This is a genomic window from Cellulosimicrobium sp. RS (genome assembly GCF_046159675.1).
In the GTDB taxonomy this organism is placed as follows: Bacteria; Actinomycetota; Actinomycetes; order Actinomycetales; family Cellulomonadaceae; genus Cellulosimicrobium; species Cellulosimicrobium funkei.
In genome coordinates this window covers 42,350-67,462 of sequence record NZ_JBJXVU010000007.1, presented here as the reverse complement: position 1 = coordinate 67,462, position 25,113 = coordinate 42,350, and the positions used below count along the sequence as shown (strand labels likewise).

The 25,113-nt window shown below is 74.3% G+C and carries 25 protein-coding genes; 12 read left to right on the top strand and 13 right to left on the bottom strand.

Features of this window, described 5'->3' with window-relative positions:
- Positions 1 to 81: 81 nt before the first annotated feature.
- From ACI769_RS12045 to ACI769_RS12035, 3 genes are all read left to right on the top strand, one after another.
- Positions 82 to 333, top strand: a complete 252-nt coding sequence (locus ACI769_RS12045; protein ID WP_085387794.1) for a type II toxin-antitoxin system Phd/YefM family antitoxin — start codon at positions 82 to 84, stop codon at positions 331 to 333.
- A complete protein-coding gene (locus ACI769_RS12040; RefSeq protein WP_085387793.1) occupies positions 330 to 743 on the top strand; it encodes a type II toxin-antitoxin system VapC family toxin in 414 nt (137 codons plus the stop codon). The genes ACI769_RS12045 and ACI769_RS12040 overlap by 4 nt, the downstream gene beginning before the upstream one ends.
- Before the next feature lie 91 nt (positions 744 to 834).
- A complete protein-coding gene (locus ACI769_RS12035; RefSeq protein WP_085387792.1) occupies positions 835 to 3,726 on the top strand; it encodes a cation-transporting P-type ATPase in 2,892 nt (963 codons plus the stop codon).
- Here the strand turns inward: ACI769_RS12035 and ACI769_RS12030 are convergent.
- Both ACI769_RS12030 and ACI769_RS12025 read right to left on the bottom strand, forming a co-directional pair.
- Positions 3,650 to 4,798, bottom strand: a complete 1,149-nt coding sequence (locus ACI769_RS12030) for a glycosyltransferase (protein WP_085387791.1) — start codon at positions 4,796 to 4,798, stop codon at positions 3,650 to 3,652. The two genes, ACI769_RS12035 and ACI769_RS12030, sit on opposite strands and share 77 nt — an antisense overlap.
- A complete protein-coding gene (locus ACI769_RS12025; RefSeq protein ID WP_085387790.1) occupies positions 4,798 to 5,853 on the bottom strand; it encodes a phosphodiester glycosidase family protein in 1,056 nt (351 codons plus the stop codon). Before ACI769_RS12025 ends, ACI769_RS12030 begins: the two co-directional genes overlap by 1 nt.
- A gap of 150 nt (positions 5,854 to 6,003) precedes the next feature.
- On the opposite strand from ACI769_RS12025, the gene ACI769_RS12020 reads away from it, so the two are divergent.
- The 3 genes from ACI769_RS12020 (at position 6,004) to ACI769_RS12010 (ending at position 8,661) form a co-directional block, all read left to right on the top strand.
- Entirely contained in the window at positions 6,004 to 7,770 is a 1,767-nt protein-coding gene (locus tag ACI769_RS12020; RefSeq protein ID WP_085387789.1) for an FAD-dependent oxidoreductase, read from the top strand.
- On the top strand, positions 7,767 to 8,126 hold the full coding sequence (locus tag ACI769_RS12015; protein WP_085387788.1) for a rhodanese-like domain-containing protein: 360 nt from the start codon (positions 7,767 to 7,769) through the stop codon (positions 8,124 to 8,126). Before ACI769_RS12020 ends, ACI769_RS12015 begins: the two co-directional genes overlap by 4 nt.
- Before the next feature lie 262 nt (positions 8,127 to 8,388).
- Complete coding sequence (locus ACI769_RS12010; RefSeq protein ID WP_021482683.1) at positions 8,389 to 8,661, top strand: metal-sensitive transcriptional regulator; 273 nt, start codon at positions 8,389 to 8,391, stop codon at positions 8,659 to 8,661.
- Positions 8,662 to 8,735: 74 nt separating this feature from the next.
- Here the strand turns inward: ACI769_RS12010 and ACI769_RS12005 are convergent, their stop codons facing one another.
- The 6 genes from ACI769_RS12005 to ACI769_RS11980 form a co-directional block, all read right to left on the bottom strand.
- The gene (locus ACI769_RS12005) at positions 8,736 to 10,847 is read right to left on the bottom strand and encodes an ABC transporter ATP-binding protein (protein ID WP_085387787.1); all 2,112 of its coding nucleotides are present in this window, start codon (positions 10,845 to 10,847) and stop codon (positions 8,736 to 8,738) included.
- Entirely contained in the window at positions 10,844 to 12,577 is a 1,734-nt protein-coding gene (locus ACI769_RS12000) for an ABC transporter ATP-binding protein (RefSeq protein ID WP_021483161.1), read from the bottom strand. The genes ACI769_RS12005 and ACI769_RS12000 overlap by 4 nt, the downstream gene beginning before the upstream one ends.
- Before the next feature lie 113 nt (positions 12,578 to 12,690).
- Positions 12,691 to 13,440 carry a TetR/AcrR family transcriptional regulator gene (locus tag ACI769_RS11995; protein ID WP_198163059.1) on the bottom strand — a complete coding sequence of 250 codons (750 nt, stop codon included), beginning with the start codon at positions 13,438 to 13,440 and terminating at the stop codon, positions 12,691 to 12,693.
- 162 nt (positions 13,441 to 13,602) lie between these two features.
- Positions 13,603 to 14,931, bottom strand: a complete 1,329-nt coding sequence (locus ACI769_RS11990) for an SPFH domain-containing protein (protein ID WP_085387785.1) — start codon at positions 14,929 to 14,931, stop codon at positions 13,603 to 13,605.
- Between the two features lie 67 nt (positions 14,932 to 14,998).
- Positions 14,999 to 15,469 (bottom strand): NfeD family protein, encoded by a 471-nt coding sequence (locus ACI769_RS11985; RefSeq protein WP_306303300.1) that lies wholly within the window; start codon positions 15,467 to 15,469, stop codon positions 14,999 to 15,001.
- A gap of 71 nt (positions 15,470 to 15,540) precedes the next feature.
- Complete coding sequence (locus ACI769_RS11980) at positions 15,541 to 16,329, bottom strand: ABC transporter ATP-binding protein (protein WP_021483599.1); 789 nt, start codon at positions 16,327 to 16,329, stop codon at positions 15,541 to 15,543.
- 27 nt (positions 16,330 to 16,356) lie between these two features.
- Here ACI769_RS11980 and ACI769_RS11975 point away from each other — a divergent pair, with 27 nt between their 5' ends.
- The gene (locus ACI769_RS11975; protein WP_157446619.1) at positions 16,357 to 17,193 is read left to right on the top strand and encodes a hypothetical protein; all 837 of its coding nucleotides are present in this window, start codon (positions 16,357 to 16,359) and stop codon (positions 17,191 to 17,193) included.
- A gap of 50 nt (positions 17,194 to 17,243) precedes the next feature.
- On the opposite strand, the gene ACI769_RS11970 is transcribed toward ACI769_RS11975, so the two are convergent.
- Together ACI769_RS11970 and glgA are read right to left on the bottom strand one after the other, a co-directional pair.
- A complete protein-coding gene (locus tag ACI769_RS11970; RefSeq protein WP_085387784.1) occupies positions 17,244 to 17,726 on the bottom strand; it encodes an SRPBCC domain-containing protein in 483 nt (160 codons plus the stop codon).
- On the bottom strand, positions 17,723 to 18,934 hold the full coding sequence (gene glgA / locus ACI769_RS11965; protein WP_085388735.1) for a glycogen synthase: 1,212 nt from the start codon (positions 18,932 to 18,934) through the stop codon (positions 17,723 to 17,725). Before glgA ends, ACI769_RS11970 begins: the two co-directional genes overlap by 4 nt.
- A 118-nt stretch (positions 18,935 to 19,052) precedes the next feature.
- On the opposite strand from glgA, the gene glgC reads away from it, so the two are divergent.
- A complete protein-coding gene (glgC, locus tag ACI769_RS11960; protein ID WP_034655614.1) occupies positions 19,053 to 20,294 on the top strand; it encodes a glucose-1-phosphate adenylyltransferase in 1,242 nt (413 codons plus the stop codon).
- Between the two features lie 86 nt (positions 20,295 to 20,380).
- Positions 20,381 to 21,049, top strand: a complete 669-nt coding sequence (serB, locus tag ACI769_RS11955; protein WP_409141634.1) for a phosphoserine phosphatase SerB — start codon at positions 20,381 to 20,383, stop codon at positions 21,047 to 21,049.
- A 70-nt stretch (positions 21,050 to 21,119) separates the two neighbouring features.
- Here serB and ACI769_RS11950 read toward each other — a convergent pair whose 3' ends face one another.
- The 3 genes from ACI769_RS11950 to fabG form a co-directional block, all read right to left on the bottom strand.
- On the bottom strand, positions 21,120 to 21,674 hold the full coding sequence (locus ACI769_RS11950; RefSeq protein ID WP_076404699.1) for a histidine phosphatase family protein: 555 nt from the start codon (positions 21,672 to 21,674) through the stop codon (positions 21,120 to 21,122).
- Complete coding sequence (gene fabI, locus ACI769_RS11945) at positions 21,671 to 22,438, bottom strand: enoyl-ACP reductase FabI (RefSeq protein ID WP_021483251.1); 768 nt, start codon at positions 22,436 to 22,438, stop codon at positions 21,671 to 21,673. Before fabI ends, ACI769_RS11950 begins: the two co-directional genes overlap by 4 nt.
- Before the next feature lie 122 nt (positions 22,439 to 22,560).
- Complete coding sequence (gene fabG / locus ACI769_RS11940; protein WP_043653054.1) at positions 22,561 to 23,286, bottom strand: 3-oxoacyl-ACP reductase FabG; 726 nt, start codon at positions 23,284 to 23,286, stop codon at positions 22,561 to 22,563.
- Between the two features lie 201 nt (positions 23,287 to 23,487).
- On the opposite strand from fabG, the gene ACI769_RS11935 reads away from it, so the two are divergent.
- The 3 genes from ACI769_RS11935 to ACI769_RS11925 are packed head-to-tail and all read left to right on the top strand — an operon-like array spanning position 23,488 to position 25,087.
- Positions 23,488 to 23,856: a DUF3099 domain-containing protein gene (locus ACI769_RS11935; protein ID WP_081896064.1), complete on the top strand. Its 369-nt coding sequence runs from the start codon at positions 23,488 to 23,490 to the stop codon at positions 23,854 to 23,856.
- Positions 23,853 to 24,101 (top strand): hypothetical protein, encoded by a 249-nt coding sequence (locus tag ACI769_RS11930; protein ID WP_409141633.1) that lies wholly within the window; start codon positions 23,853 to 23,855, stop codon positions 24,099 to 24,101. The genes ACI769_RS11935 and ACI769_RS11930 overlap by 4 nt, the downstream gene beginning before the upstream one ends.
- Positions 24,098 to 25,087 (top strand): SURF1 family protein, encoded by a 990-nt coding sequence (locus ACI769_RS11925; RefSeq protein ID WP_409141632.1) that lies wholly within the window; start codon positions 24,098 to 24,100, stop codon positions 25,085 to 25,087. Before ACI769_RS11930 ends, ACI769_RS11925 begins: the two co-directional genes overlap by 4 nt.
- Positions 25,088 to 25,113 lie beyond the last annotated feature (26 nt).

The following is a 25,113-nucleotide window of genomic DNA, read 5'->3' as shown; positions in this document are numbered from 1 at the left end:
TTCTCCCAGGCATGCCACGCGCCTTGATCCCCGGCTCCGTCCTGTCTAGTCTGTCCAGACAGGACGAGGAGCGGGGGCCCCATGAGCTGGCAGGTGCAGGACGCGAAGCAACGCCTGAGCGAGGTCTTGCGAGAGGCCGAGAACGGTCCCCAGGTCATCACCCGGCACGGCAAGGAGATCGCCGTCGTCGTCGGGATCGACCTCTACCACGAGCTCGCCGGGGTCCGGGTGGAGCTCGCCGACTATCTCCTCGAGGCACCCACGGCGGACGACCTCGACCTCACCCGTGACCGGACTCCGTTGCGCGAGCTCGATCTCGGGGCCGACGCGTGAGGTACCTGCTCGACACGAACGTCGTCTCCGAGCTCGTGCGAACCCGCCCGGACGAGCAGGTCGTCGCGTGGCTCCGCGGGCTGCGGACGCACCAGATCTACCTCTCGGTGCTGACCGTCGGCGAGATCCGCACCGGGGTCCAGCGCCTCATGTCTCGCGACGCCGCGCGGGCGACCGCGCTCGAGACGTGGGTCCACGGTCTCGAGGAGACGTACGGGGACCGCATCCTCCCCGTCACGCTCGAGATCGCGCAGCGGTGGCCGGCCGTGCACGCGGCGCGCCCGCTGCCCGTCGTCGACTCTCTGCTCGCGGCGACCGCCCTCGCCCACGGGCTCACGGTGGCGACCCGGAACACCCGGGACTTCGTTACCTGCGGCGTCCCCGTCGTCAACCCGTTCTCCTCACCCTGACCGCTCACCGCTGACCGCTCGCCGCTGGCGTGTCGCGGGTCACGGTCCTTCGCCCCTCGCGCGATCCGGGCATCGGGGGTCGAATAGGGGCATGGGATCCGCGCCGGACGCTGCACCGACCCCCGCCACGGCGGCCTCCTCGACCTCGGCGAGCACGACCGAGCGGTCGCTCGACGCGCCGTGGTCGCGCCCGCCCGACGCCGTCCTCGCCGAGCTCGGCACGGACGCAGGCGGCCTCTCCAGCGCCGACGCCGCGACACGGCTCGCGGAGGTGGGGCCCAACCGGCTGCCGCCGCCGCAGCGCGACCCGCTGTGGAAGCGGATCCTCGTCCACTTCGACGACATCCTCATCTACATCCTGCTCGTCTCGGCCGTGCTCAAGGCGATCCTCGGCGACTGGGTCGACTTCACGGTGATCCTCGCGGTCGCGGTGATCAACGCGGCGATCGGGTTCATCCAGGAGGGGCGCGCGGAGAGCGCGCTCGAGGGCATCCGGAACATGCTGTCCGTCAACGCCGAGGTGCGGCGCGACGGTGCGTGGGCCCGCGTGGACGCCGACGACGTCGTGCCCGGCGACGTCGTGCGCGTGCGCTCGGGCGACCGCGTGCCCGCGGACGTCCGGCTGATCCAGGCGACGAACCTGCGCGTCGAGGAGTCGGCGCTCACGGGCGAGTCGGTCGCGGCGGCAAAGTCGGTGGCCCCGGTCGGGGCGGACGCGGGCGTGGGCGACCGGTCGAGCATGCTCTTCTCGAGCACGCTCGTGGCCGCGGGCCAGGGCGTGGGCGTCGTCACCGCGACCGGGACGGCGACCGAGATCGGCCGGATCCAGACGATGATCTCCGAGGTCCGCAGCCTCGCGACGCCGTTGACGCGCCAGCTCGACCGGTTCGGCAAGCTGCTCGCGGTGCTCATCCTCGCGATGGCCGTCGTCATGGTGATCATCGGCCGCGTCTTCCACGACTTCACCGTCCCGGAGCTCATCTCGGCGTCCATCGGCTTCGCGGTCGCCGCGGTGCCGGAGGGCCTGCCCGCGCTCGTGACGATCACGCTCGCGCTCGGGGTGCAGCAGATGGCCCGGCGCCGCGCGATCACGCGCAAGCTCCCCGCGGTCGAGACGCTCGGCTCGGTGACCACGATCTGCTCGGACAAGACCGGCACGCTCACCAAGAACGAGATGACGGCGCGCACGGTCCGCACGAGCGGGCGCACGTTCGCGGTCGCGGGCGCGGGGTACGCGCCCGTGGGAGACGTGACCGTGCCCGACGACGCACCCCGCCCCGGGGCGACCGGCGCACCCGGCGAGGTGGACGGCGCGGGCGAGGGACCGGCGTCGGGCACCCGGCACGCGGACCTCGCCGACGACCGCGACCTCGCGGCCCTCGCGACGGTCATGATGCTGTGCAACGACGCGCGGATCGTGCCCGACGGCGAGGACACCGACGGCTGGCGGCTCGTCGGCGAGCCGACGGAGGGGGCGCTGCGCACGCTCGGCATGAAGGCCGGCGTCGACCCGACGGGGTGGCGGCGCGTCGCCGTCGTGCCGTTCGAGTCCGAGAACAAGTTCATGGCCACGCTCGACGCCGACCCCGACGGCGGCCTGCACGTGCACGTCAAGGGCGCGCCCGACCGCGTCCTGGACCGCTGCGCGACCCAGCTCGACCTGGACGGCGGCAGCGAGCCGCTCGACCGGGCGTTCTGGGACGCGCAGATCGACGCGCTCGGCGGGCAGGGTCTGCGCGTGCTGGCAGCCGCGCGACGCCCGGCCGCCGAGGGCACGGCGGACCTCGACGTCGCCGACGTCGCGGACGGCCTGGAGCTGTGCGGGCTCGTCGGCATCGTGGACCCGCCGCGCCCCGAGGCGATCGAGGCCATCGCCGAGTGCCGCGACGCGGGCATCCGCGTGAAGATGATCACCGGCGACCACGCGGGCACCGCGCTCGCGATCGGCCGCGAGATGGGCATCGTCGACGCCCACGACGGCTCGTCCGCGCCGGCCGTGCTCACCGGCCCCGAGCTCGAGGAGATGAGCACGGAGAAGCTGCGCCAGGTGGTGCGCGACGTCGACGTGTACGCGCGCACGAGCCCTGAGCACAAGATCCGCATCGTGTCCGCGCTCCAGTCGCACGGCGAGGTCGTCGCGATGACGGGCGACGGCGTCAACGACGCCCCCGCGCTCACCCAGGCGGACGTCGGCGTCGCGATGGGCATCAAGGGCACCGAGGCGACCAAGGAGGCCGCGGAGGTCGTGCTCGCCGACGACAACTTCGCGACCATCGAGCGGGCCGTGAAGGAGGGGCGGCGGATCTACGACAACATCCGCAAGTCCGTCCTGTTCCTGCTCCCGACCAACGGCGCGCAGTCGCTCGTCATCCTCGTCGCGGTCCTGTTCGGCCTCACCCTGCCGCTCCAGCCGGTCCAGGTGCTGTGGATCAACATGATCACCGCGGTCACGCTGTCGCTCGCGCTCGCGTACGAGAAGGCGGAGCCCGACGTCATGCGCCGCGCCCCGCGCGACCCGAAGGCGTCGATCCTCGACGGCGCGTACGTGCGCCGCATCCTGCTCGTGTCGCTCCTCATCGGCGGCGCGACCATCCTGCTGTTCTACGTCGAGCGGGCGCAGGGCGTCCCGCTCGCCGAGGCCCAGACGACGGCTGTCACGATGCTCGCGCTCGGCCAGCTCGCCTACCTGTTCAACTGCCGGTTCCTCGACCGGTCGAGCCTCACGCTTGACGTGCTGCGCGGCAACCGGGTCGTCTGGGTCTCGGCGGCGACGCTGCTCGCGCTGCAGGCCGTCTTCGTCTACGCACCGTTCATGCACTCGTGGTTCGACTCGGCGCCCATCGCGCTCGCGGAGTGGGGCAAGACGCTCGGGCTCGCGCTCGTCGTCTTCCTGCTCGTCGAGGTCATCAAGTGGGTCGGCCGGCGCTGGACGGCGCGCGACCACGTGCCCGCCCTCGTCGAGCGGGACGCCGGTCAGCGCTGAGAGGCGCGAACACCACGCGCCGCTGCACCTCGTAGCTCGTCGCGACGAGCACGGCGTCGGTGCCGACCTTGGCCGCGAGGAGCGGCAGGCCGATCCCGGTCAGCAGCGCGAGCAGCCCGTAGCTCGCCGCGAGCAGCACGGCCGCGAGCGCCACGTACCGGGCCGCCGCGACGCGCAGCGGGAGATCGCGCCCGCCCGGGAACACCAGGCGGCGGTTCACGGCGAAGTTCACGCCCGCGCTGAGCAGGCGCGCGCCCACCACGGCCGCGAGGAGCGACCCGGTGCCCGCGTGCAGCGCGAGCAGCGCGACGACGTCGACCGCGGCCGAACCGAGCGACGACGCCGCGAACCGCAGCAGCGGCGCCCACACGCGCAGCGAGTCGGCGACGGGCCGGAAGTGCGAGGACGCGTTGTCGTCGAGGTACACCGTCGCGACGTCCACCTCGACGATCCGGCGGCCCGCGCGGGTCGCCTCGAGGAGCGCGCGCAGCTCGTACTCGTACCGGTCCCCGCGCACGGCGAGGAGATCGCCGAGCAGGCCCGGCCCGTAGGCGCGCAGCCCGGTCTGGGTGTCCCGGACACGCGTGCCGGTCGTCGCGGCGAACGCCCAGCGGGTCGCGGCGTTGCCGATGCGGCTGCGCACCGGCACGTCGCCCGCGAAGCGCCGCGCGCCGAGCACGACGGCCTCGGGCTCGGCCTGCGAGCGCGCAGCGACCCGCAGCACGTCGACCACGGTGTGCTGCCCGTCCGCGTCGGCGCACACCACGCCGTGGCCGGGCAGCCGGTCGCGCACCCACCGGATCCCGGTCCGCAGCGCGTAGCCCTTCCCACGGTTCACCGGGACGGTGAGCACCACGGCGCCCAGCGCCCGCACCGCGCGGAACACTCCCCCGCACCGCCGGTCGCTGCCGTCGTCGACCACCACGACCGGCGACTCGGGGACGGCCGCCCGCAGCGCGTCGACGAGCGCGACGAGCCGCGCGTCGGGCTGGTACGCAGGCACCACGACGGCGGTCCGCGCGACGCTCGTCGCCGGGTCCGCGGGCTGCTCGCGCGTGGTCGCGGCGGCCATCAGGCACCGTCCGCGACGTAGAGGACGTCGGACGTGCCACGCTCACGACCCTGCGACGGGCTGTTGACGACCTCGCCGTCGAACCAGAGTGTCGAGGACCCGCCGCCGTCGATGTTGTAGGCGGTCTTCGCGCCGAGGTCCTGCAGGATCCCGGCGAGCTCGGTCGTCGTCGCGCCGCGCGAGTAGCCCTCCTGACGGCCGTCCACGACGACGAGGACGAGGTGGTTCTCGTCGACGACCCCGATCGCCGTACGCGGCTGCTCGCCCTGGATCGAGTGGTTCCCGACGTTCGTGTCGACCTCGACGTCGTCGATCCCGGCCACGACCTCGCCGTCCTCGACGAGCGCGGGCCCGAACGACAGCGTGTTCCACACCCCGGCGTCGACGAGGCTCTGCGCGTCGGTCGTCGTCTCGTCGTAGACCTCGACGTGGCCGTCGCGGTAGATCGCGAGGCCCTCGCGCGCGCCCTCGTCCCGGTACACGACGCCGTTGCGGATGACGATGCCGGTGTCACGGAACCCGTAGTAGTCGCCGTTGACCGCGAGGACGGCGCCGTTGTCGGCAGCGATGTCCGACGTCGTCTCCGTGATGTTCGTGCCGAACGCGTCCTGCGCGAACGCGGAGCGCAGGTCCGTCATGTCGGAGAGCACGACGTCGGCCACGTAGTACGTCAGGGTGTCGTCCCCCGACCCGGTGGTCACCCGGGAGACCGTGATGATCGTGCTGTCGGACGTGTACGTGTCGCCGTCGACCGTCCCGGTGCCCGCGGAGGTGCCCGCCGAGGTCCCGGTCGAGGCGCCCGCGCCGTCGTCCGCGGTCGCCCCCTGGCCCGACGCCCCGCTCACGTCGAGACCCTGCGAGGCCTCGTACGCCGACACGTCGGCGATCTCGACGTGCTCGACGACGAACCGGTCCAGCGCCCACGCCGTGGCGCCACCCAGCGGGAGCAGCACGGCAAGGGCCGTGACGATCGCGGCACGCCACCGTCGTCGGCGTCGGGACACGGGCGGCGGGGACGAGGCGGGAGGGGCGGGGTGCGGGGCAGGGGTGCTCATGGGCCGTGTCTACGGAGCGGGCGTGTGCTGTCCGGATGCCACCGCTGTCCGTCCGCTGTGAGCGGCCGCGCGGCTCCCGGGGCGTCCCGTGACCGACCTCTCAGCCCGTCGGCTTGCGTCGACAGATACCCCGGGGGGTATCGTCGGAGCATGATCCCCTCGCCCCCCGGCTCGACGACCCACCCGTCCGACCCCGACGGCGCCCGCCGCATCGTCGTCGTCGGCGGCGTCGCGGGCGGCATGAGCGCCGCCGCGCGCGCCCGCCGCCTCGACGAGCGCGCGTCGATCATCGTGCTCGAGCAGTCCGACCACGTCTCGTTCGCGGGCTGCGGCCTGCCGTACCAGGTGGCGGGCGAGATCGCGGAGCGCGACGCCCTCCTGCTGCACACGCCCGCCTCGCTCCGCGCGAGCCTCGACCTCGACGTGCGCACGCGTCACCGCGTCACCGCGGTCGACCGCGCGGCGCGCACGGTCACCGTCGCCGCCGAGGACGGCACGTACGAGCTCGGCTACGACGCGCTCCTCCTCGCGCCCGGCGCGACCACCGTCCTCCCGCCCGTCGCGGGCCTCGACCACCCGGCCGTGCACACGCTGCGGACCATGGCGGACCTCGACGCCCTGTCGGCCCGGCTCGCGCAGCTCGAGGCGGAGGTCGCCGCGGGTCGCACGGCCCCGCTGCGGGCCGTCGTCGTCGGCGCGGGCTTCATCGGGCTCGAGGCCGTGGAGGCGCTCGTCGGCCGCGGCCTCACGGTCGACGTCGTCGAGCGCGCCGACCAGGTGCTGCCGCCGCTGGAGCCCGACCTCGCGCCGCTGCTCGCGGACGAGCTCCGCGACCACGGCGTCGGGCTCCACCTCGGGACCTCCGCGAGCGCCGTCGTGCCGCAGCCCGAGGGCGCGGACCACGCCGTCGCGCTCGAGCTCACGGACGGCAACGCCCTCGACGCCGACGTGGTGCTCGTGAGCGTCGGGGTGCGGCCCGCGAGCGACCTCGCGGCGGCGGCCGGGCTCGCGCTCGGGGAGCGCGGAGGGATCCGCGTCGACGCCGACCAGCGCACGTCCGACCCGCACGTGTGGGCCGTCGGCGACGCCGTCGAGGTCGTGCACGCGGTCACCGGAGCGACGGGCCCCGTCCCGCTCGCCGGCCCGGCCAACCGCCAGGGCCGGCGCGCCGCGGACTCGATGCTGGGCCACCGGACGACACCGCAGGCGCCCGTGCTCGGGACGGCGATCGTGCGCGTGTTCGGGCTCACCGCCGCCGTGACCGGGCCGAGCCACGCGACCCTGGCGGCGGCCGACGTCGTGCACGAGCAGGTGCGCGTCCATGCGGCCCACCACGCCGGCTGGTTCCCCGGCGCCGAGCCGGTCCACGTGACGGCGAGCTTCGCGCCCGACGGCCGCCTGCTCGGCGCGCAGGCCGTGGGCCGCGCGGGGGTGGACAAGCGCATCGACGTGCTCGCGACCGCGCTGCGCGCCGGGCTCACGGCCGACGACCTCGCCGAGCTCGAGCTCGCGTACGCCCCGCCCTACGGCGCTGCCAAGGACGTCGTCAACATGCTGGGGTTCGTCGCCCAGAACGTGCTCGACGGCACGATGCCGCAGTGGCACGCGGCCGACCTCGACGAGGTCGTCGCGACCTCGCTCGTGCTCGACGTCCGGTCGCGCGCCGAGCACGCCGGGGGCCACCTCGACGGGGCCCTCAACGTGCCGCACACCGAGCTGCGCGAGCGGCTCGACGAGGTGCGCGCCGCCGCGGCGGGGCGCCACGTCGCCGTGCACTGCGCGAGCGGCGTGCGCTCCTACCTCGCGACCCGTGTCCTGCTCGCCGCCGGGCTCGACGCGCGCAACCTCTCCGGCGGCTGGCTCACCCTGACCACCACGCCGCGCGCCGCGCGCACCCTCGAAGGAGTCCCCGCATGATCGACCGCCTCCGCCGCCTGTTCTCCCGCTCCTCCGACGACGGCGGCGTGCGCCCGACCGTCGACGCCACCACCGCGGTGCAGCTCGTCCGCGACGGCGCGACGCTCCTCGACGTGCGCGAGCGCGACGAGTGGCGCGCCGGGCACGCGCCCCAGGCTGTGCACGTACCGCTCGCCGACGTCCCGTCGGTCGCGCCGCGGCGCCTGCAGGACGGCGCGACCGTCGTCGTCGTGTGCGCGTCGGGGATGCGCTCGCGCACCGCGGCGCGCCAGCTCCGCTCGCTCGGCTACGCCGCGACGAGCCTGTCCGGCGGGCTCGGCGCGTGGCAGGCCGCGGGCGGAGCCGTGCGACGCTGATCCTGCGCCACCACGCACGGCCGCCCCCGGCCCCGCCGAACCCCGACCCTCGCACCCCCGATCGACCCCCACACCCGAGGAGACCCACCATGTGCAGTCCCGCCCTGTGCCGCACCTGCGGCAAGACCACCTGGACCGGCTGCGGCATGCACGCCGACGAGGTCATGGCCGAGGTGCCGCCCGAGCAGCGCTGCACCTGCGCCTGACCAGGCACGCCGCGACGAGAACCGACAAGAACACCGACGAACGCAGGAGGACGACCGTGGAGCTCGACCCCACCGACATGAGCAAGGTCGCCAACCGGCTCAAGCGCGCCCAGGGCCAGCTCGCGGCCGTCGTGCGCATGCTCGACGAAGGGCGGGACTGCGAGGACGTCGTCACGCAGCTCTCCGCCGTCTCGCGCGCCCTGGACCGGGCCGGGTTCGCGATCATCGCGTCCGGCATGCGCCAGTGCCTCACCGAGCCGACCGAGGACGGCGAGGACCCGACGCTCGACGTGGCCAAGCTCGAGAAGCTCTTCCTCTCGCTCGCCTGAGCGCGACGGCCGGGACGCACGCGGCCCGCACCTCGCCTCACCCCTCGGGTGGGCGCGGTGCGGGCCGCGGCGTGTCAGCGTCCCGCGGGACCGCCCGCGGGAGCGACCACGCCCTCCGGGTCCTCCGCCTCGGCGTCGAGCGGCGCCGCGAACTGGCTCTCGTACAGCCGGGCGTACGCGCCGCCGGCCGCGAGCAGCTCGTCGTGGGACCCCTGCTCGACGATCGAGCCGTGCTCCATGACGAGGATCGTGTCCGCGTCGCGGATCGTCGACAGGCGGTGCGCGATGACGAACGACGTGCGGCCCTCGCGCAGCGCGTTCATCGCCTGCTGCACGAGCACCTCCGTGCGCGTGTCCACGGAGCTCGTCGCCTCGTCGAGCACGAGGATCGCCGGGTCGGCGAGGAACGCGCGCGCGATGGTGAGGAGCTGCTTCTCCCCCGCGCTCACGCTCGAGCCCTCGTCGTCGATCACCGTGGCGTACCCGTCGGGCAGCGTGCGCACGAACGGGTCGACGTGCGTCGCACGCGTCGCGGCGAGGAACGCCTCGTCGTCCACGGTGCGGCCGTCGCGGACGCCGTAGCGCAGGTTCTCCTCGATCGTGCCCTGGAAGAGCCACGTGTCCTGCAGGACCATCCCGATGTCGGAGCGCAGGTCGTCGCGCGTCATGTCCCGCGTGTCCACGCCGTCGAGCGTGATCCGGCCCCCGTCCACGTCGTAGAACCGCATGAGCAGGTTGACGAGCGTCGTCTTGCCCGCGCCCGTCGGCCCGACGATCGCGATCGTCTGCCCCGGCTCCACCACGAGGTCGAGGTGCTCGATGAGCGGGACGTCCGGGTCGTAGGAGAACGAGACGTCCTCGAACGCGACGCGGCCACGCACCGGGTCGACCGTCTTCGCGGGCGACGGGTCCGGCGTCTGCTCCTGTGCGTCGAGCAGGTCGTACACGCGCTCCGCCGACGCGACGCCCGACTGGAGCAGGTTCATCATCGACGCGATCTGGGTGATGGGCTGCGTGAACTGCCGCGAGTACTGGATGAACGCCTGCACGTCGCCGAGGGTCATCGTGCCCGACGCGACCCGCAGGCCGCCCACGACCGCGACGATCACGTAGTTGAGGTTCGCCAGGAAGCCCATCGCGGGCTGGATGGTGCCCGAGATGAACTGCGCGCGGAAGCTCGCGTCGTAGAGCGCCGCGTTCTCGCGCTCGAAGTCGTCGATCGCGGCCTGCTGGTGGCCGTACACCTTGACGAGCGTGTGGCCGGTGTACATCTCCTCGATGTGCGCGTTGAGGCGGCCCGTCGCGGCCCACTGCCGGATGAACTGCGGCTGGGAGCGCTTCGCGATCTGCGCCGTGACCAGCACGGACAGCGGCACGGTGACGAGCGCGACGACCGCGAGCAGCGGCGAGATCCAGAACATCACACCGAGCACGCCGACCACCGTGAGCACCGACGTCACGAGCTGCGACAGCGTCTGCGTGAGCGTCTGGGAGATGTTGTCGATGTCGTTCGTCACGCGCGAGAGGATCTCGCCGCGCGCGTTGCGGTCGAAGTACGACAGCGGCAGGCGCGCCAGCTTGGCCTGCACCTCGCCCCGCAGCCGGTAGACCGTGCGCTGCACGACGATCGCCGTGATGCGCCCCTGGAGCCAGCCGAAGAGGAACGAGCCGACGTACACGGCGAGCACCCACGCGAGCACGGTCGCGAGCGCGGTGAAGTCGATGCCCTCCCCCGGCACGAGCCCCGGCACGCCGGAGACCAGGTCGGCGACCTGGTCCTGGCCCTGCGCCCGCAGCGCCTCGACGGCCTGCTGCTGGGTGACGCCGGCCGGGAGCTGCGAGCCGACGACGCCGGCGAAGATGATGTTCGTCGCGTTGCCGAGGAGCTTCGGCCCGGCGACCGCGAGCGCCACGGACACCACGCCGAGGATCACGACGGCGACGATCGGCACGCGCTCGGGGCGCAGCGATCCCACGAACCGGCGCAGGGAGCCCTTGAAGTCGAGCGCCTTCTCCCCGGGGACGCCCATGCCGCCCATGGGGCCGTGCCCGCCGCCACCGCGGGGTCGGCCCGCGAGCCGGGTCGCGGCGACGTCGCGCCCGCCGCCCGCCGCGGGTGCGCCGTTCTCGGGAGCGCCGTCGCCCGACGTCGCGGGCGTGCGCGAGGCGTCCTGCTCGCCGCTCATGCTGCCTCCTCGATCGAGAGCTGGGAGTAGACGATCTCCTGGTACGTCTCGTTGGACTCGAGGAGCTCGGCGTGCGTGCCGCGACCGACGATGCGGCCGTGGTCGAGCACGAGGATCTGGTCGGCGCCCCGGATCGTCGCGACGCGCTGCGCCACGACGATCACGGTCGAGCGCCGGGTGCGGGGCGCGAGCGCCGCGCGCAGGCGGGCGTCCGTCGCGTAGTCGAGCGCGGAGAACGAGTCGTCGAACAGGTAGACCGCCGGGTCGCGCACGATCGCGCGGGCGATGGCGAGCCGCTGACGCTGCCCGCCCGAGAAGTTCGTGCCGCCCTGCGCGACCGGTGCGTCGAGGCCGCCGTCGAGCGCCTCGACGAAGTCGCGCGCCTGCGCCACCTCGAGGGCCTCCCACATCTGCTCCTCGGTGGCGTCCGGTCGGCCGTAGCGGAGGTTGTCGGCGACCGTCCCGGAGAAGAGGTAGGCCTTCTGCGGCACGAGGCCGAGGAGGGAGCCGAGGTCTGCGCCGGTGAGGTCGCGCACGTCGGTCCCGTCGATCCGCACGGCGCCGCCCGTCACGTCGAACAGCCGCGGGACGAGGTTGAGCAGCGTGGTCTTGCCGGAGCCGGTCGAGCCGATGATCGCCGTCGTCCGCCCGGGCTCGGCGACGAACGACACGTCGTGGAGCACGGGCTCCTCGGCCCCCGGGTAGCGGAACTCGACGCCGTCGAGCTCGACACGGCCCGTCCGCGTGGTGAGGGCGACGGGCCGCTCGGGCTCGACGACCGTCGCGCGGGTCTGCATGACGTCGGTGATGCGCTCCGCGGAGACGGCCGCGCGCGGCACCATCATGAACATCATCGTCGACATCATCACGGCCATGAGGATGTACATGAGGTACGACAGGAACGCGGTGAGCGCGCCGACCTCCATGTCGCCGGCGTCGATCTGGCGCCCGCCGAACCACAGCACCGCGATGCTCGACGCGTTCATGACGAGCATGACGGTCGGGAACATGAGCGCCATGAGCTTGCCCGCCTTGAGCGAGACGTCGAACAGGGCGTCGTTCGCGACGTCGAACCGCTCGGCCTCGCGACGCTCGCGCACGAACGCGCGGATCACGCGGATGCCGGTGATCTGCTCGCGCAGCACGGCGTTGATGCCGTCGATCTTCTTCTGCATCTGCCGGAAGTAGGGCACCATCCGCCAGATGATGAGCCCGACGCTCACCCCGAGGACGGGCACGATGACGAGCAGCAGGCCGGAGAGCTCGACGTTCTCCTGCAGCGCCATGACGACGCCGCCGACCAGCATGATCGGCGCCATGACCATGATGGTCAGCGAGAGCAGCACGAGCATCTGCACCTGCTGCACGTCGTTCGTCGTGCGGGTGATGAGGGACGGCGCCCCGAACTGGCCCATCTCCTGGGCCGAGAAGCGCTGCACGTTGGTGAACAGCCCGGCGCGCACGTCGCGGCCGAACGACATGGCGACCCGCGCGCCGAAGTAGACGGCCGCGACCGCGCACACGACCTGGCCCAGGCTCACGAGGAGCATGAGGCCGCCGGTCCGCATGATGTAGGCGGTGTCGCCCTGCGTGACGCCCTGGTCGATGATGTCGGCGTTGAGGCTCGGCAGGTAGAGCGACGCGAGCGTCGCGAGGAGCTGGAGCACGAGGAGGACGACGATCGGCGTCCGGTAGGGACGCAGTCGTGTCCGCAAGAGGCTGACGAGCATGGGCTTCCTGTCCGGGTGGGGGCTGCGGGACGAGGGCGCGAGCCGCGGGTCGCGGGTGCGCGGGGCGGGCGGCACCGGGCGAGGGTGCGCGCGCGTCGTGGACGGGCCGCCGGTCAGGGCGACGGGTCGGTCGTGACGTCCGCCCCGATGCCGCCGAGGATGAGGTCGGCGAGCTGCACGGCGTCGAGCCTGTCACCGCCCGAGAGGTGCGGCAAGGCGTTTCCGAAGACGAGCGAGAACAGCGCCCGCGCGGCCAGCGCCGGGTCCACGCGCAGCTGCGTCCGGTGCGCCGCGAGCTTGCTCTCGATCGCCGCGACGATCTCGCGCGCCGACCGCTCCCGGGCGTCGAACCCGGCCCGACGAGCGTCCCGGCCGTCCCCGGCCCGCATCCGGCGCACGGCCTCGGCGCGGTCCGCCGTCGCGCGGTGCGGGTCGAGCACCTGGTGCGCCGCGGCGAAGATGCGCATCCCGACGCGCTGCGCCTCGAGCAGGAACTCGACGATGCTCACGACGAGCGGACGCAGCCCGTCGCCGTCCGGGAGCGTGCCGATCGCGGCGACGGCGGGCGCCGGGTCGAGCGAGCGCACGACCGCGGCGTGGAGGATCTCGTCCTTGTCCGCGAACGCGCGGAACAGCGTGCCCTCCGCGACGCCCGCGGCGTCGGCGATCTGGCGCGTCGTCACGGCGGCGCCGTGCTGGACGAGCAGCGGGATCGTCGCGGCGGCGATCGCGTCGCGGCGCTCCTCGCGCGAGAGCGGTCGCGCACGCGTGCGCTCCGGAGCGGGCGCCTCGGACGGCGCGCCCGAGGGCGCGTCGAGAGGAGCGTCGGGCGGGGCGTCGGAGGGCACGGAGACGGGGACCACGCCTCGACGGTAACTGAGTGAGCACTCACTCTCAAGGCCGTCCGCTCCCGGCGAACCTCCCGCGGGCGGCACGACGACGCCCCCGCACCCGGGTGGGTGCAGGGGCGTCGTCGTGCGTGGCCGGGGCCACCGCGGCCGCTCGGGCTGCGCGGTGGCGCCCCGTCAGTGCCGCGGCGAGAAGGACGGCGGCGGGCCGCCGGCGGGCGGCTCGTCGCGCGGGGGCTCGTCCGTGGTCGGCGCGTCCTCGACGATCGGCTGCGGAGGCGGCGCGTACTGCGACGGCCCGCCCAGCGGACGCGGCGTGGCGGTCCCGGGCTCCGGCGCGGCCGCGTGGTGCTCGCCGGGGCCGCCCGGGTGCTGGCCCCGCTCGGTCTGCGGGTCGAACGGCAGGCCCGACCGCGTGCCCGAGCTCGTCGCGTCCGCGGTCGCGGCCTCCGCCTGACGCCGCGCCTCGGCCAGGGCCTCGGCGGGGTCGGTCAGCGACGGGACGCCGAACTTCACGCGGTCACGGTCGCGCTCGCGACGCGCCTCGGCGCTCGCCTCTGCCGCCTCCGCGTCCTCGGCAGGGCCCCCGCTCGGCACTCCCCCGCCGTCGATCCCCGGCACGCCGCCGAACCCCTTGGCGATCGAGCCGAGCGCCGCCGTGAACTCCGTCGGCACGACCCACAGCTTGCTCGCCGTGCCGTTCGCGATCTGCGGGAGCATCTGGAGGTACTGGTAGGCGAGCAGCTTCGGGTCCGCGTCGCCCTCGTGGATGGCGTCGAAGACCTGGAGGATCGCGCGCGCCTCGCCCTCGGCCCGGAGGATCTGGGACTGCGCGTCACCCTCGGCCCGGAGGATCGCCGCCTGCTTCTCACCCTCGGCCGTGAGGATCTGCGACTGCTTGACGCCCTCCGCGGTGAGGATCGCGGCGCGGCGGTCACGCTCGGCGCGCATCTGCTGCTCCATGGAGCCCTGCACGCTGGGCGGCGGGTCGATCGACTTGAGCTCGACGCGGTTCACGCGGATGCCCCAGCGGCCGGTCGCCTCGTCGAGCACGCCGCGGAGCTGGCCGTTGATCTGGTCGCGGCTCGTGAGCGTCTGCTCGAGGTCCATCGAGCCGATGACGTTGCGCAGGGTCGTGACGGTGAGCTGCTCGATCGCGGTGATGTAGTTCGCGATCTCGTAGACCGCGGACTTCGGCTCGGTGACCTGGAAGTAGATCACCGTGTCGATGCTCACCACGAGGTTGTCGGACGTGATGACCGGCTGCGGCGGGAACGACACGACCTGCTCGCGCAGGTCCACCGAGGCGCGGACGCGGTCGATGAACGGCACCAGGAGGTGCAGGCCCGGCTCGAGCGTGCGCGAGTACCGGCCCAGGCGCTCGACGATGATCGCGACCGCCTGCGGCACGATGCGCACCGCCTTGACGAGCGCGACGATCACGAAGATCAGGATCAGCGCGAGGACGACGTACGCGAGGATCGTTCCGGGACTGGGATCGTTCATCGACTGCCTCCTGGTCGTCGGTCGCGCGACCGGTCGCCCGGCGGCGCGGTGCGGGTGTGCCGGCTGGTCACGACCCGGTGGGGTGCTGGGCGGGCAGCGGCGCGACGACGGCCGTCGCGCCGTCGATCCGGACGACGCGCACCTCCGTGCCCACGGGGATCTGCGGCGCGTCGGGCTCGGTCCGCGCGGTCCAGACCTCGCCGACGAGCTTCACGCGGCCGCCGAACTCGCTCACGCGGTCGACGGCGAGCGCCGTGCGGCCGACGTGCGCCGCGACGTTCGTCTCCGTGAGCGGGACGCGCGAGCGCAGGTGCCGCAGGAGCCACGGGCGCAGCGTGAGGAGCAGGATGACGCTCACGACCGCGAACGCGACGATCTGGAGCCAGAGCGGCCCGCCGGCGGCGTTGACGCCGGCCGCGGCGAGCGATCCCCCGGCGAGCATGATGAGCACGAGGTCGAGCGAGATGATCTCCACGAGACCGAGGAGCAGTGCCGCTCCGACCCACCACAGCCAGTCCATCTCGACCCCCGTTCCCACGTGCGCGCTTTACGCGTACTTTACCGTTCTTCCGCCCGCCGTGCACGCCCCCGGCGCACGTCGCGTGGAGGTCACGCCCGCGCGGCGCGCGCCATCCACCGGCCGCCGCCGTGCGCGACGAGCAGCGGCACGCCGAACGCGTCGCTGAGGTTCTCCGCGGTGAGCACCTCGCGGATCGGGCCGGCGGTGTGCACGACGCCGTCCTTGAGCAGCAGGACGTGCGTGAAGCCCGGCGGGATCTCCTCGACGTGGTGCGTGACGAGCACGAGGACCGGCGACGCCGGGTCCCCCGCGAGCTCCGCGAGCGCGCCCACGAGCTCCTCGCGGCCCCCGAGGTCGAGGCCCGCGGCGGGCTCGTCGAGCAGCAGGAGCTCCGGGTCCGTCATGAGGGCGCGCGCGATCTGCGTGCGCTTGCGCTCCCCCTCGGACAGCGTGCCGAAGGTGCGGTCCGCGAGGTGGTCGACGCCGAACGCGGCGAGCAGGTCGTCCGCGCGCTGCGCGTCGAACTCCTCGTACTCCTCGCGCCACCGGCCCGTGACGCCGTAGGCGGCGGTGAGCACGACGTCGCGCACGGTCTCGTCGCCGGGGATGCGGTCGGCCAGGGCCGCGGACGCGAGCCCGACGCGCGGGCGCAGCTCGAACACGTCGACGCGGCCGAGCCGCTCGCCGAGGACGTCGGCCGTGCCGGCCGTGGGGTGCATGCGTGCGGACGCGATCTGCAGGAGCGTCGTCTTGCCGGCGCCGTTGCGGCCCAGCACGACCCACCGCTCGCCCTCGTTCACCTGCCAGTCCACCGCGTCGAGGATGGTCTTGGGGTGGCGTCGGACGGTGACGCCCTTCAGGTCGAGAACCGCGCTCATGGTCACCGACCCTATAGGTTGGCCGTCGTGGTCTCACACTCGTCCGGGGGTCCGCACGACGCCCCGCAGCCCGCCCCGGGCCCCGGCTCCGCGTCGAGCACGGGCGCCCTCCCTCGCAGCGCCCTGCTCGCGCTCTGGCTGCGCGCCGCGCGCCTCGGCGACGACGACGGGACCGCCCGCCTCGTGCGCGCCGTGGAGCGCGACGACGAGCCGCACGTGGTGTCCGGGGCGCTCGGCGACGTCCGGCTCGCGGACCTCGCGGGCGCGTGGGCCGGCGACGCGCGCGAGGTCGTCGCGCTCGCACCCGTCCCCGGCGACGTGTCGGGCGTCCCGCCCGAGGCCGCCGCACGCGCGACGGACGCGGGCGAGTGCGTCGTGGTCACGACGTCGTCCGGGTCGTGGGCGATCGTGCCCGAGGTCACGGAGTTCGGCAGCGACCTGGAGCCGGGCCACCTCGTCACGTGGCACGTCACGCAGGTCGGGCCGTGGAGCGCCCGCGTGCTCGGCGCCGTCGGGTCGCTCCCCGAGGCCGAGCGCGACCTGCGCACGGCGCTGCTGCTGGCCACGCGCGCCCTCGACGAGCTCGACGTCGCCCGCTGGCGCGACGACGCCGCGGGCGCCATCGCCGACCTGCGCGCGGGCGGCGCCCCGACCTGGCAGCTCCCGCCCGGCGTCCCGCCGCGCGCCGTCCAGGTCCTCGTGCAGGCCGTGCGCCTGCGCGCGATCGTCGACCTCGCGACCGCCGACGACGGCGGGGCCGTCAACCTCTGGCAGGCCGACCAGCGCTCGACCGCGCTGCGCGAGGTCGACCGCGCGTCCCGCCACGCCGTGGGCGCCGCCACGTTCTGGACCGCCACCGCCTGACCCGGGCCACGGACCGCCGCCGCCTGGCCCGGTCCGCGCGGCGTCGGCCGTCAGGCGCGCGACGTCACGTACGCGTCGAGGTGGGCGAGCGAGGAGGCCATCCCGGCGGCGTGGTCCGCCGGGGAGATGCCTGGCGGCACGCCCGTCGCGCGGACCGTGACGCGCGCGCCGTCCCCGACCGGCTCGACGATCCACGTCATCGTCATGGTCCCGGCGAACGCCGAATCGTCCGCGGCGAAGACGACCTCCTGCACGACGCTCCGACCCGGGACGAGGTCCACGACGGCGACGTCGACGACGTCGGTCCCCTGGCCCGTCTTCCCGGGGTCGGCCTGCGGGTCGTCATAGGCGAGGACCATGCGGTAGCCGCCGCCGGGGCGCAGGTCGAAGCGCTCGAAGCTCCCCGTCATGCCGTCGGGCGGGAGCCAGGCCGCGAGCGCGTCCTGGTCGACGAGCGCGCGGTACACGGCGCGGGGCGCGGCGGCGACGAGGCGCGACGCCTCGTCGACCCGGTCGCTCCCCGCGGTGCTCACGACTGCCCCAGCACCGTCCGGTAGACCTCGAGCGTGCGCTCGCCGATCGCGTCCCACGCGAAGTGGTCCTCGACGCGCTGCCGCGCCGCGCGGCCCATGGCGGCGGCCCGCTCGGGTTCGCTCACGACCTGCGTGAGGGCGGCGGCGAGGTCGGCGACGAAGCGGTCGGGGTCGAGCGGCGTGCCCGTGCCGTCGTCCGCCTGGTCGATCGGCACGAGGAGGCCGGTGACGCCGTCGTCCACGACCTCGGGGATGCCGCCCGTGGCGGTCCCGACGACGGGCAGCCCGACGGCCATCGCCTCGAGGTTGACGATGCCGAGCGGCTCGTACACGGACGGGCAGACGAAGACGGTCGACGCGGCGAGCACCGCGACGAGCTCGGCGCGCGGCAGCATCTGCTCGATCCAGACGACCCCGCTGCGCTCGGCCTGCAGCTCGGCGACGGCGCCGCTCACCTCCGCGGCGATCTCCGGGGTGTCCGGAGCGCCCGCGCACAGGACGAGCTGGACGTCGTCGGGCAGCGAGCGCGCGGCCCGCAGCAGGTACGGCAGCCCCTTCTGGCGCGTGATCCGCCCGACGAACACCACGGCAGGCCGCCCCGGGTCGATCCCCAGGTCGCGCACGACGCGGTCGGCGACGTCCTGCTGCACGCCGGGCTCGGGGCGGCGCCAGCCGTCGAGGTCGATCCCGTTGTGCACGACGTGCACCTTCGCCGGGTCGACCTGCGGGTAGACGCGCAGGATGTCGTCGCGCATCCCGCCGGAGACCGCGACGATCCCCGCCGCACCCTCGTACGCGGTGCGCTCCGCCCACGACGACAGCGCGTACCCGCCGCCGAGCTGCTCCGCCTTCCACGGCCGCAGCGGCTCGAGCGAGTGCGCGGACAGCACGTGCGGGACGCCGTGCAGCAGCCCCGCGAGGTGGCCCCCGAGGTTCGCGTACCAGGTGTGCGAGTGCACGAGGTCGGCGCCCGCAACGTCGTCCGCCATCTGCAGGTCGACGCCGAACGTGCCGAGCGCGGCGTTCGCCCCGGACAGGACGCCGGGCACGGAGTACCCGGTCACGCCGTCGTCGCCGCGCGGGCCGTCGAAGCAGCGCACGCGCACGTCGACGTGGCGCCGCAGCACCGCGGACAGCTCGGCGACGTGCACGCCGGCCCCGCCGTAGACGTGCGGCGGGTACTCACGGGTCAGGAGGTCGACTCTCACGCGCCACACCGTAACCGAGTCGCCCGCCGCCGACCCCCGGTGGGCGGGGCCGACGCGACCCGCGCCCAGGATGCGGGTCCTGCTGCGTGGTCCCGCCCCGAGGGGCTACCGTCTGGGCATGGCCGCCGCACCCCGAGTCCTCGCCATCGTCCTCGCCGGGGGCGAGGGCAAGCGCCTCATGCCGCTCACCGCCTCACGGGCCAAGCCCGCGGTGCCGTTCGGGGGCATCTACCGCCTCGTGGACTTCGCGCTGTCCAACCTCGTGAACTCGCACTACCTGCACATCATCGTGCTCACGCAGTACAAGTCGCACAGCCTCGACCGGCACATCACGAAGACGTGGCGCATGTCGTCGCTGCTCGGCAACTACGTCGCGCCGGTGCCCGCGCAGCAGCGCGTCGGCAAGCACTGGTACCTCGGCAGCGCGGACGCGATCTACCAGTGCCTCAACATCATCGACGACGAGCGTCCGGACATCGTCGTGGTCGTGGGCGCGGACCACGTGTACCGCATGGACTTCTCCCAGATGGTCGACGCGCACGTCGAGTCCGGCGCGCAGCTCACCGTCGCGGGCATCCGCCAGCCGATCTCGATGGCGGACCAGTTCGGCGTCATCGAGACCGACCCGAAGGACCCGACGAAGATCGCCGCGTTCCGCGAGAAGCCGTCGGACCCGGTGGGCCTCGCTGACTCCCCGGACGAGGTGCTCGCCTCGATGGGCAACTACGTCATCGACACCGACGCGCTGGTCGAGGCCGTCACGTCCGACGCCGCGAACGCGGACTCCCGCCACGACATGGGCGGCGACATCGTGCCCGCCTTCGTCGAGAAGGGCACCGCGGCGGTCTACGACTTCATCCGCAACGACGTGCCGGGCTCGACGGACCGCGACCGCGACTACTGGCGCGACGTGGGGACGATCGACTCGTACTACGACGCGAACAAGGACCTCATCGCCGTCACGCCGGTCTTCAACCTCTACAACGAGGAGTGGCCGCTGCACACCGGCTACACCGGTCTGCCGCCCGCGAAGTTCGTGCACGCCGGGCGCGGCCGCCTGGGCCACGCCGCGGACTCGATCGTCTCCCCCGGCGTGATCATCTCGGGCGCGACGGCGGTCGGCTCCGTCCTGTCGCCCGGCACCTACCTGCACTCGTGGTCGTCCGTCTCGGACTCCGTGCTCATGGACGGCGTGCAGGTGCACCGCCACGCGCAGGTGCACCGCGCGATCATCGACAAGAACGTCGTCGTCGGGGAGCAGGCCCGCATCGGCCTCGACCCGGAGCAGGACCGCGCGCGCGGCTTCACGGTCACCGAGTCCGGGATCACGGTCGTCCCCAAGGGGACGGTCGTCGAGTGACGCCTTCCCCGACCGGCGTCGTGCACGTGCCCGACGCCGCGCCGAGCCCTGCCCCGCCCGCGACCGCCAGCCCGAGGAGCCCTCGCGTGACCCCCGACCCGCCGAGCGCCCCCGTGCGGCTCCTCGTCATGGACGTCGACTCGACGCTCATCGAGCAGGAGGTCATCGAGCTCCTCGCCGACCACGCCGGCACGCGCACCGAGGTCGCCGCGGTGACCGAGCGCGCGATGCGCGGCGAGATCGACTTCGGCGCCTCGCTGCGCGAGCGCGTGGCGACCCTCGCGGGCGTGCCCGTCGAGGCGTTCGACGACGTCCGCGAGCGCGCGACCTTCACCCCCGGCGTCCGTGAGCTCGTCGCCGAGGCGCGGCGCCGCGGCTGGGAGGTCGCGCTCGTCTCGGGCGGCTTCGAGGAAGTCGTGGCCGGGCTCGCGGCCGAGCTCGGCATCACGCGCTTCCGCGCGAACCGGCTCGAGGTCTCCGGCGGGCGGCTCACGGGCCGCACGACCGGGCCAGTGGTCGACCGTGCGGCGAAGGAGGCCGCGCTGCGCGAGTTCGCGGCCGAGCTCGGCCTGCCCATGAGCGCGACCATCGCCGTGGGCGACGGCGCGAACGACCTCGACATGATCGGCGCCGCGGGCGTCGGCATCGCGTTCGGGGCCAAGCCCGTCGTGCGCGAGCAGGCGCCCTACGGCGTCGACGGACCGCGTCTCGACGCGGTGCTCGCGGTCGTCGACCAGGTCGACGCCGCGCGCTGACGCCGGACGCACGAGAGCCCTGGCACCGTGGGGTGCCAGGGCTCTGTCGTGCGGGTGCGCCGGGACCGGGTCAGGACGGGCGGCCCACGTAGGTCAGCAGGGCGGCCTGCGGCTCCCACGCGTCCCACGACGCCCCGGACTCCAGCACCGAGTACGTCGCGGTCGGCACGCCGACGCGCACCTGGGCGAGCGCGCCGCCGTCGGACGCCGGGTCCGCCAGGTACGACGCGGTGGCCGCCATCGTGGGCTCGTGCCCGACGACGAGCAGCGTGCGGACCCGCGGGTCCGTGGTGCGCAGGAGGTCCAGGACGTCGGCGACGTCGGCCGCGTAGAGGCCGTCGCTCACGAGCACGTCGGGCGCGACGTCGCCCAGGTGCGCCGACAGGAGCTCCCACGTCTGACGCGTGCGCAGCGCGGAGGAGCACAGCACGCGCTCGGGGACGAGCCCCGTCTCGCGCAGCGCCGCGCCGACGCGCACCGCCTGCCGGCGGCCGTTCAGCGCGAGGGGGCGCAGCACGTCGTCGACGCTCCCGCCGCCGGGCTCGGCCTTCGCGTGGCGCAGCAGGACGAGGCGGCGCGTGCCGCCGTCGGGGGTCTGCGCGCCGTTGCGCTCCTCCGCGGTCACTGCCCCATGGCGTGCACGCCGCCGTCGACGTGCACGATCTCGCCGGTCGTCGCCGGGAACCAGTCGGACAGGAGCGCGACGACCGCGCGCGCGGCGGGCTCCGCCGTCGTCTGGTCCCAGCCGAGGGGCGCCCGGTTCGGCCAGGCGTCCTCCATCTGCGCGAAGCCCGGGATGGACTTCGCCGCCGTGGTGCGGATCGGGCCCGCGGAGACGAGGTTGGCCCGGATGCCGTCGGGGCCGAGGTCGCGCGCGAGGTAGCGGTTCGCGGACTCGAGGCCCGCCTTCGCGACGCCCATCCAGTCGTAGACCGGCCAGGCGAACTGCGCGTCGAACGTGAGGCCGACGACGGCGCCGCCGTCGGTCATGAGCGGCTTCGCCGCGACCGCGAGCGACTTGTAGGAGAACGTCGAGACCTGGAGCGCGGTCGCCACGTCCTCCCAGGTGCCGGAGAGGAAGTTGCCGCCCATGACGCTCTGCGGCGCGAAGCCGATGGAGTGCACGACGCCGTCGAGGCGGTCCGTGTGCTCGCGCACCGCGTCCGCGAGGCCGGCGAGGTCGTCGTCGTTCGTGACGTCGAGCTGCACGACGGGCGCCTCGACCGGCAGGCGCTTCGCGAAGGCCTGCGTGAGCTTCATCTGGCGGCCGAACGAGGAGAGCACGACCTCGGCACCCTCCTCCTGCGCGAGCCGCGCCGCGTGGAACGCGATCGAGGAGTCGGTGAGCACTCCCGTGACGAGGAGCTTCTTGCCATCGAGCAGACCCATCGGTTTCCTTCCGTCGTGCGCCCGCTGTGGGCGCGCTGAGGCGAGCGTACTGAAAGAGAGGTGGGGCGGGCGCGTCGGTGACGGCGCCGCGGGACGGGCGCGCGAGGCGCCGCGGGGTGCGGTCAGTGGCCCATGCCGAGGCCGCCGTCGACGGGGATCACGGCCCCCGAGACGTACGCCGCGTCGTCGGACGCGAGGAACTGCACGACCCCGGCGACCTCGTCCGCCTGGGCGAACCGGCCCGCAGGGATGGCGGACTTGTACGCGGCCTGGCGCTCCTCGGGGAGCTCGGCGGTCATCGCGGTGTCGATGAACCCGGGCGCCACGACGTTCGCCGTGATGTTGCGCGACCCGAGCTCGCGCGTGATCGAGCGCGCCATGCCCACGAGCGCGGCCTTCGAGGCGGCGTAGTTGACCTGGCCCGCGCCGCCGTAGAGGCCGATCACGGACGACACGAGCACGATGCGCCCGCGGCGCAGCCGGATCATGCCCTTCGTCACCCGGCGCACGCAGCGGAACGTGCCGGTGAGGTTGACGTCGATCACGGACTCGAAGTCCTCGTCCGTCATCCGCAGCAGGAGCTGGTCGTGCGTGACGCCCGCGTTCGCGACGAGCACCTCGACCGGGCCGAGCTCCTTCTCGATCTCGGAGAACGCGGCGTCGACGGCGGCGGTGTCGGTGATGTCCGCCACGGCGCCGAAGACGCCCGCGGGCAGGTCACCGCCGCGGTAGACGGTCGCGACGCGGTCGCCGTTCGCGACGAAGCGCTCGGCGATGGCACGGCCGATGCCCCGGTTCGCGCCGGTGACGACGACGGTGCGCGGGGCGGGGGCGGTGGCTTCGGACACGTGCGGCTCCTCGGGACGGTCGGGTGGGTCGGCGGCGGCCGGGGACGGGTCCCGCACGGCCGGTGCCGGGTGGGCCCTGCCGGGCCCGGCGCGACGGCGCCGCACCGACCGTACCGTGCGCGGGCCCCGCGGTGCGCGGTGCGGCCAGGTCACACCGCTCCCCCACACTTTGTGGGGTCCCGACAAACGTAGACTGGACGGGTGACCACACGACGCGCCGCCCGGAGGTCGGCCGAGGCGGTCCCGAGCATCACCGCCGCACCGGAACCGCTCGCCGCGGACCAGGCGCGCCGGGAGCGCAAGTACCTGATCCAGATGGGCATCCGGCTCGTGTGCATCTTCGGCGCCATCCTGGCGCAGGGCAGCTGGGTGACGTGGGTCCTCGCCGTCGGCGCGGTCGTGCTGCCGTACAGCGCGGTGCTCGTCGCCAACGCGGGCCGCGACCAGGCGCACTACGACACCTCCCCCATGGAGCACCGCGCGCTGCCCACGGCGGGTGCGCCCGGGAGCCACGGCATCGGGGGCGCCGAGCCCCACGAGCCGCACGACGACGAGGAGGACCGCCGGTGACCGACGCCCTGGGCCTCGCCGACCCTGTCGGCGAGGACGAGCTGGTGTGCAGCGCCAAGGGCTGCCAGGAGGCCGCCGCGTGGGGCCTGCTGTGGAACAACCCCAAGATCCACACGCCCGAGCGGCGCAAGGTGTGGCTCGCGTGCGACGCGCACCGGGAGCACCTGGAGACGTTCCTCGGCGCCCGCTCGTTCTGGCGCTCGACGGTGCCGGTCGACGAGCTCGAGCGCCGGGCGGCCCCGTGACGCAGGCCGCACCACCGCAGGTCCCCGCGGGCCCGACGCCGCAGCGCGCGACCGCGGACGCCCACCACCCGCGCACCCCGCGCCAGTGGGCGACGCTCGCGGTCGGGGTCCTCGTCCTCGTCGCGCTGTGCCTCGTCGCGGGCCGCTGGCAGTGGAACCGCTACGTCTCGCGCGACGCCGAGATCGAGCGCATCGAGGCGAACTACACGTCGGACCCGGTCCCGGTGGAGGACGTGCTGCCCGCCCCGGGTGCCGAGCTCGACGAGGCCGACCTCTGGCGGCCGGTGACCCTCGAGGGGCGCTACGAGACGGACGCCACGGTCCTGCTGCGCAACCGCCCGGTGGGCGGCAGCCCCGGCTTCCACGTGCTCGTCCCGTTCGTGACGAACCCCACGCCGTCCGCCCCGGACGGGCTCGTCGTCGTGGTGGACCGCGGGTTCGTGCCGCTGGGGACCGACGCCGTCACGCCCGGGGACGTGCCTCCGCCCCCCGCGGGCGACGTCGAGGCGACCGTGACGCTGCGCGGCGACGAGCCGCCGTCGGGCCGGGACGCGCCCGCGGGCCAGGTGCAGGCCATCGCGACCGACCAGGTCCTCGCCGCCGGCCCGGACGGCGGCGGCTGGGCCGAGGGCCGCACGGTCGGCGCCTACGGGCAGCTGCGCACCGAGGTGCCGCCCGCGGCGCAGACCCTGGAGGCGCTCCCAAAGCCGGACACCGACCCCGGCTCGCACCTGTCGTACGCGTTCCAGTGGGCGGTGTTCGCCCTCGGCGCGGTCGCCGGCTTCTGGCTCCTCGTGCGCCGCGACCGGCGCGACGCGCGCGGGGAGGAGACCACGCTCACCGCCGGCGACCTCCTCGCGGCCCAGGACCCGGACGCCGCGCGGGCCCGGCGGGAGCCGCGCTCACGCCGTCCGAGCGCCGAGGACGAGGAGGACGCGCTCATCGACGCGCAGCTCGACGCCCGGCAGGGGCCCGCCCCGCGGTAGCCCCGGTCCCGGCGACGAGCGGCCCG

Coding starts and splice junctions, on each gene's coding strand:
- ACI769_RS12015 (WP_085387788.1), top strand. CDS start 7,767: ATGATCGACCGCCTCCGCCGCCTGTTCTCCCGCTCCTCCGACGACGGC.
- ACI769_RS11980 (WP_021483599.1), bottom strand. CDS start 16,329: ATGAGCGCGGTTCTCGACCTGAAGGGCGTCACCGTCCGACGCCACCCC.
- ACI769_RS12045 (WP_085387794.1), top strand. CDS start 82: ATGAGCTGGCAGGTGCAGGACGCGAAGCAACGCCTGAGCGAGGTCTTG.
- ACI769_RS12035 (WP_085387792.1), top strand. CDS start 835: ATGGGATCCGCGCCGGACGCTGCACCGACCCCCGCCACGGCGGCCTCC.
- glgC (WP_034655614.1), top strand. CDS start 19,053: ATGGCCGCCGCACCCCGAGTCCTCGCCATCGTCCTCGCCGGGGGCGAG.
- ACI769_RS12005 (WP_085387787.1), bottom strand. CDS start 10,847: ATGAGCGGCGAGCAGGACGCCTCGCGCACGCCCGCGACGTCGGGCGAC.
- fabI (WP_021483251.1), bottom strand. CDS start 22,438: ATGGGTCTGCTCGATGGCAAGAAGCTCCTCGTCACGGGAGTGCTCACC.
- ACI769_RS12020 (WP_085387789.1), top strand. CDS start 6,004: ATGATCCCCTCGCCCCCCGGCTCGACGACCCACCCGTCCGACCCCGAC.
- ACI769_RS12030 (WP_085387791.1), bottom strand. CDS start 4,798: ATGGCCGCCGCGACCACGCGCGAGCAGCCCGCGGACCCGGCGACGAGC.
- ACI769_RS12000 (WP_021483161.1), bottom strand. CDS start 12,577: ATGCTCGTCAGCCTCTTGCGGACACGACTGCGTCCCTACCGGACGCCG.
- ACI769_RS12025 (WP_085387790.1), bottom strand. CDS start 5,853: ATGAGCACCCCTGCCCCGCACCCCGCCCCTCCCGCCTCGTCCCCGCCG.
- ACI769_RS11990 (WP_085387785.1), bottom strand. CDS start 14,931: ATGAACGATCCCAGTCCCGGAACGATCCTCGCGTACGTCGTCCTCGCG.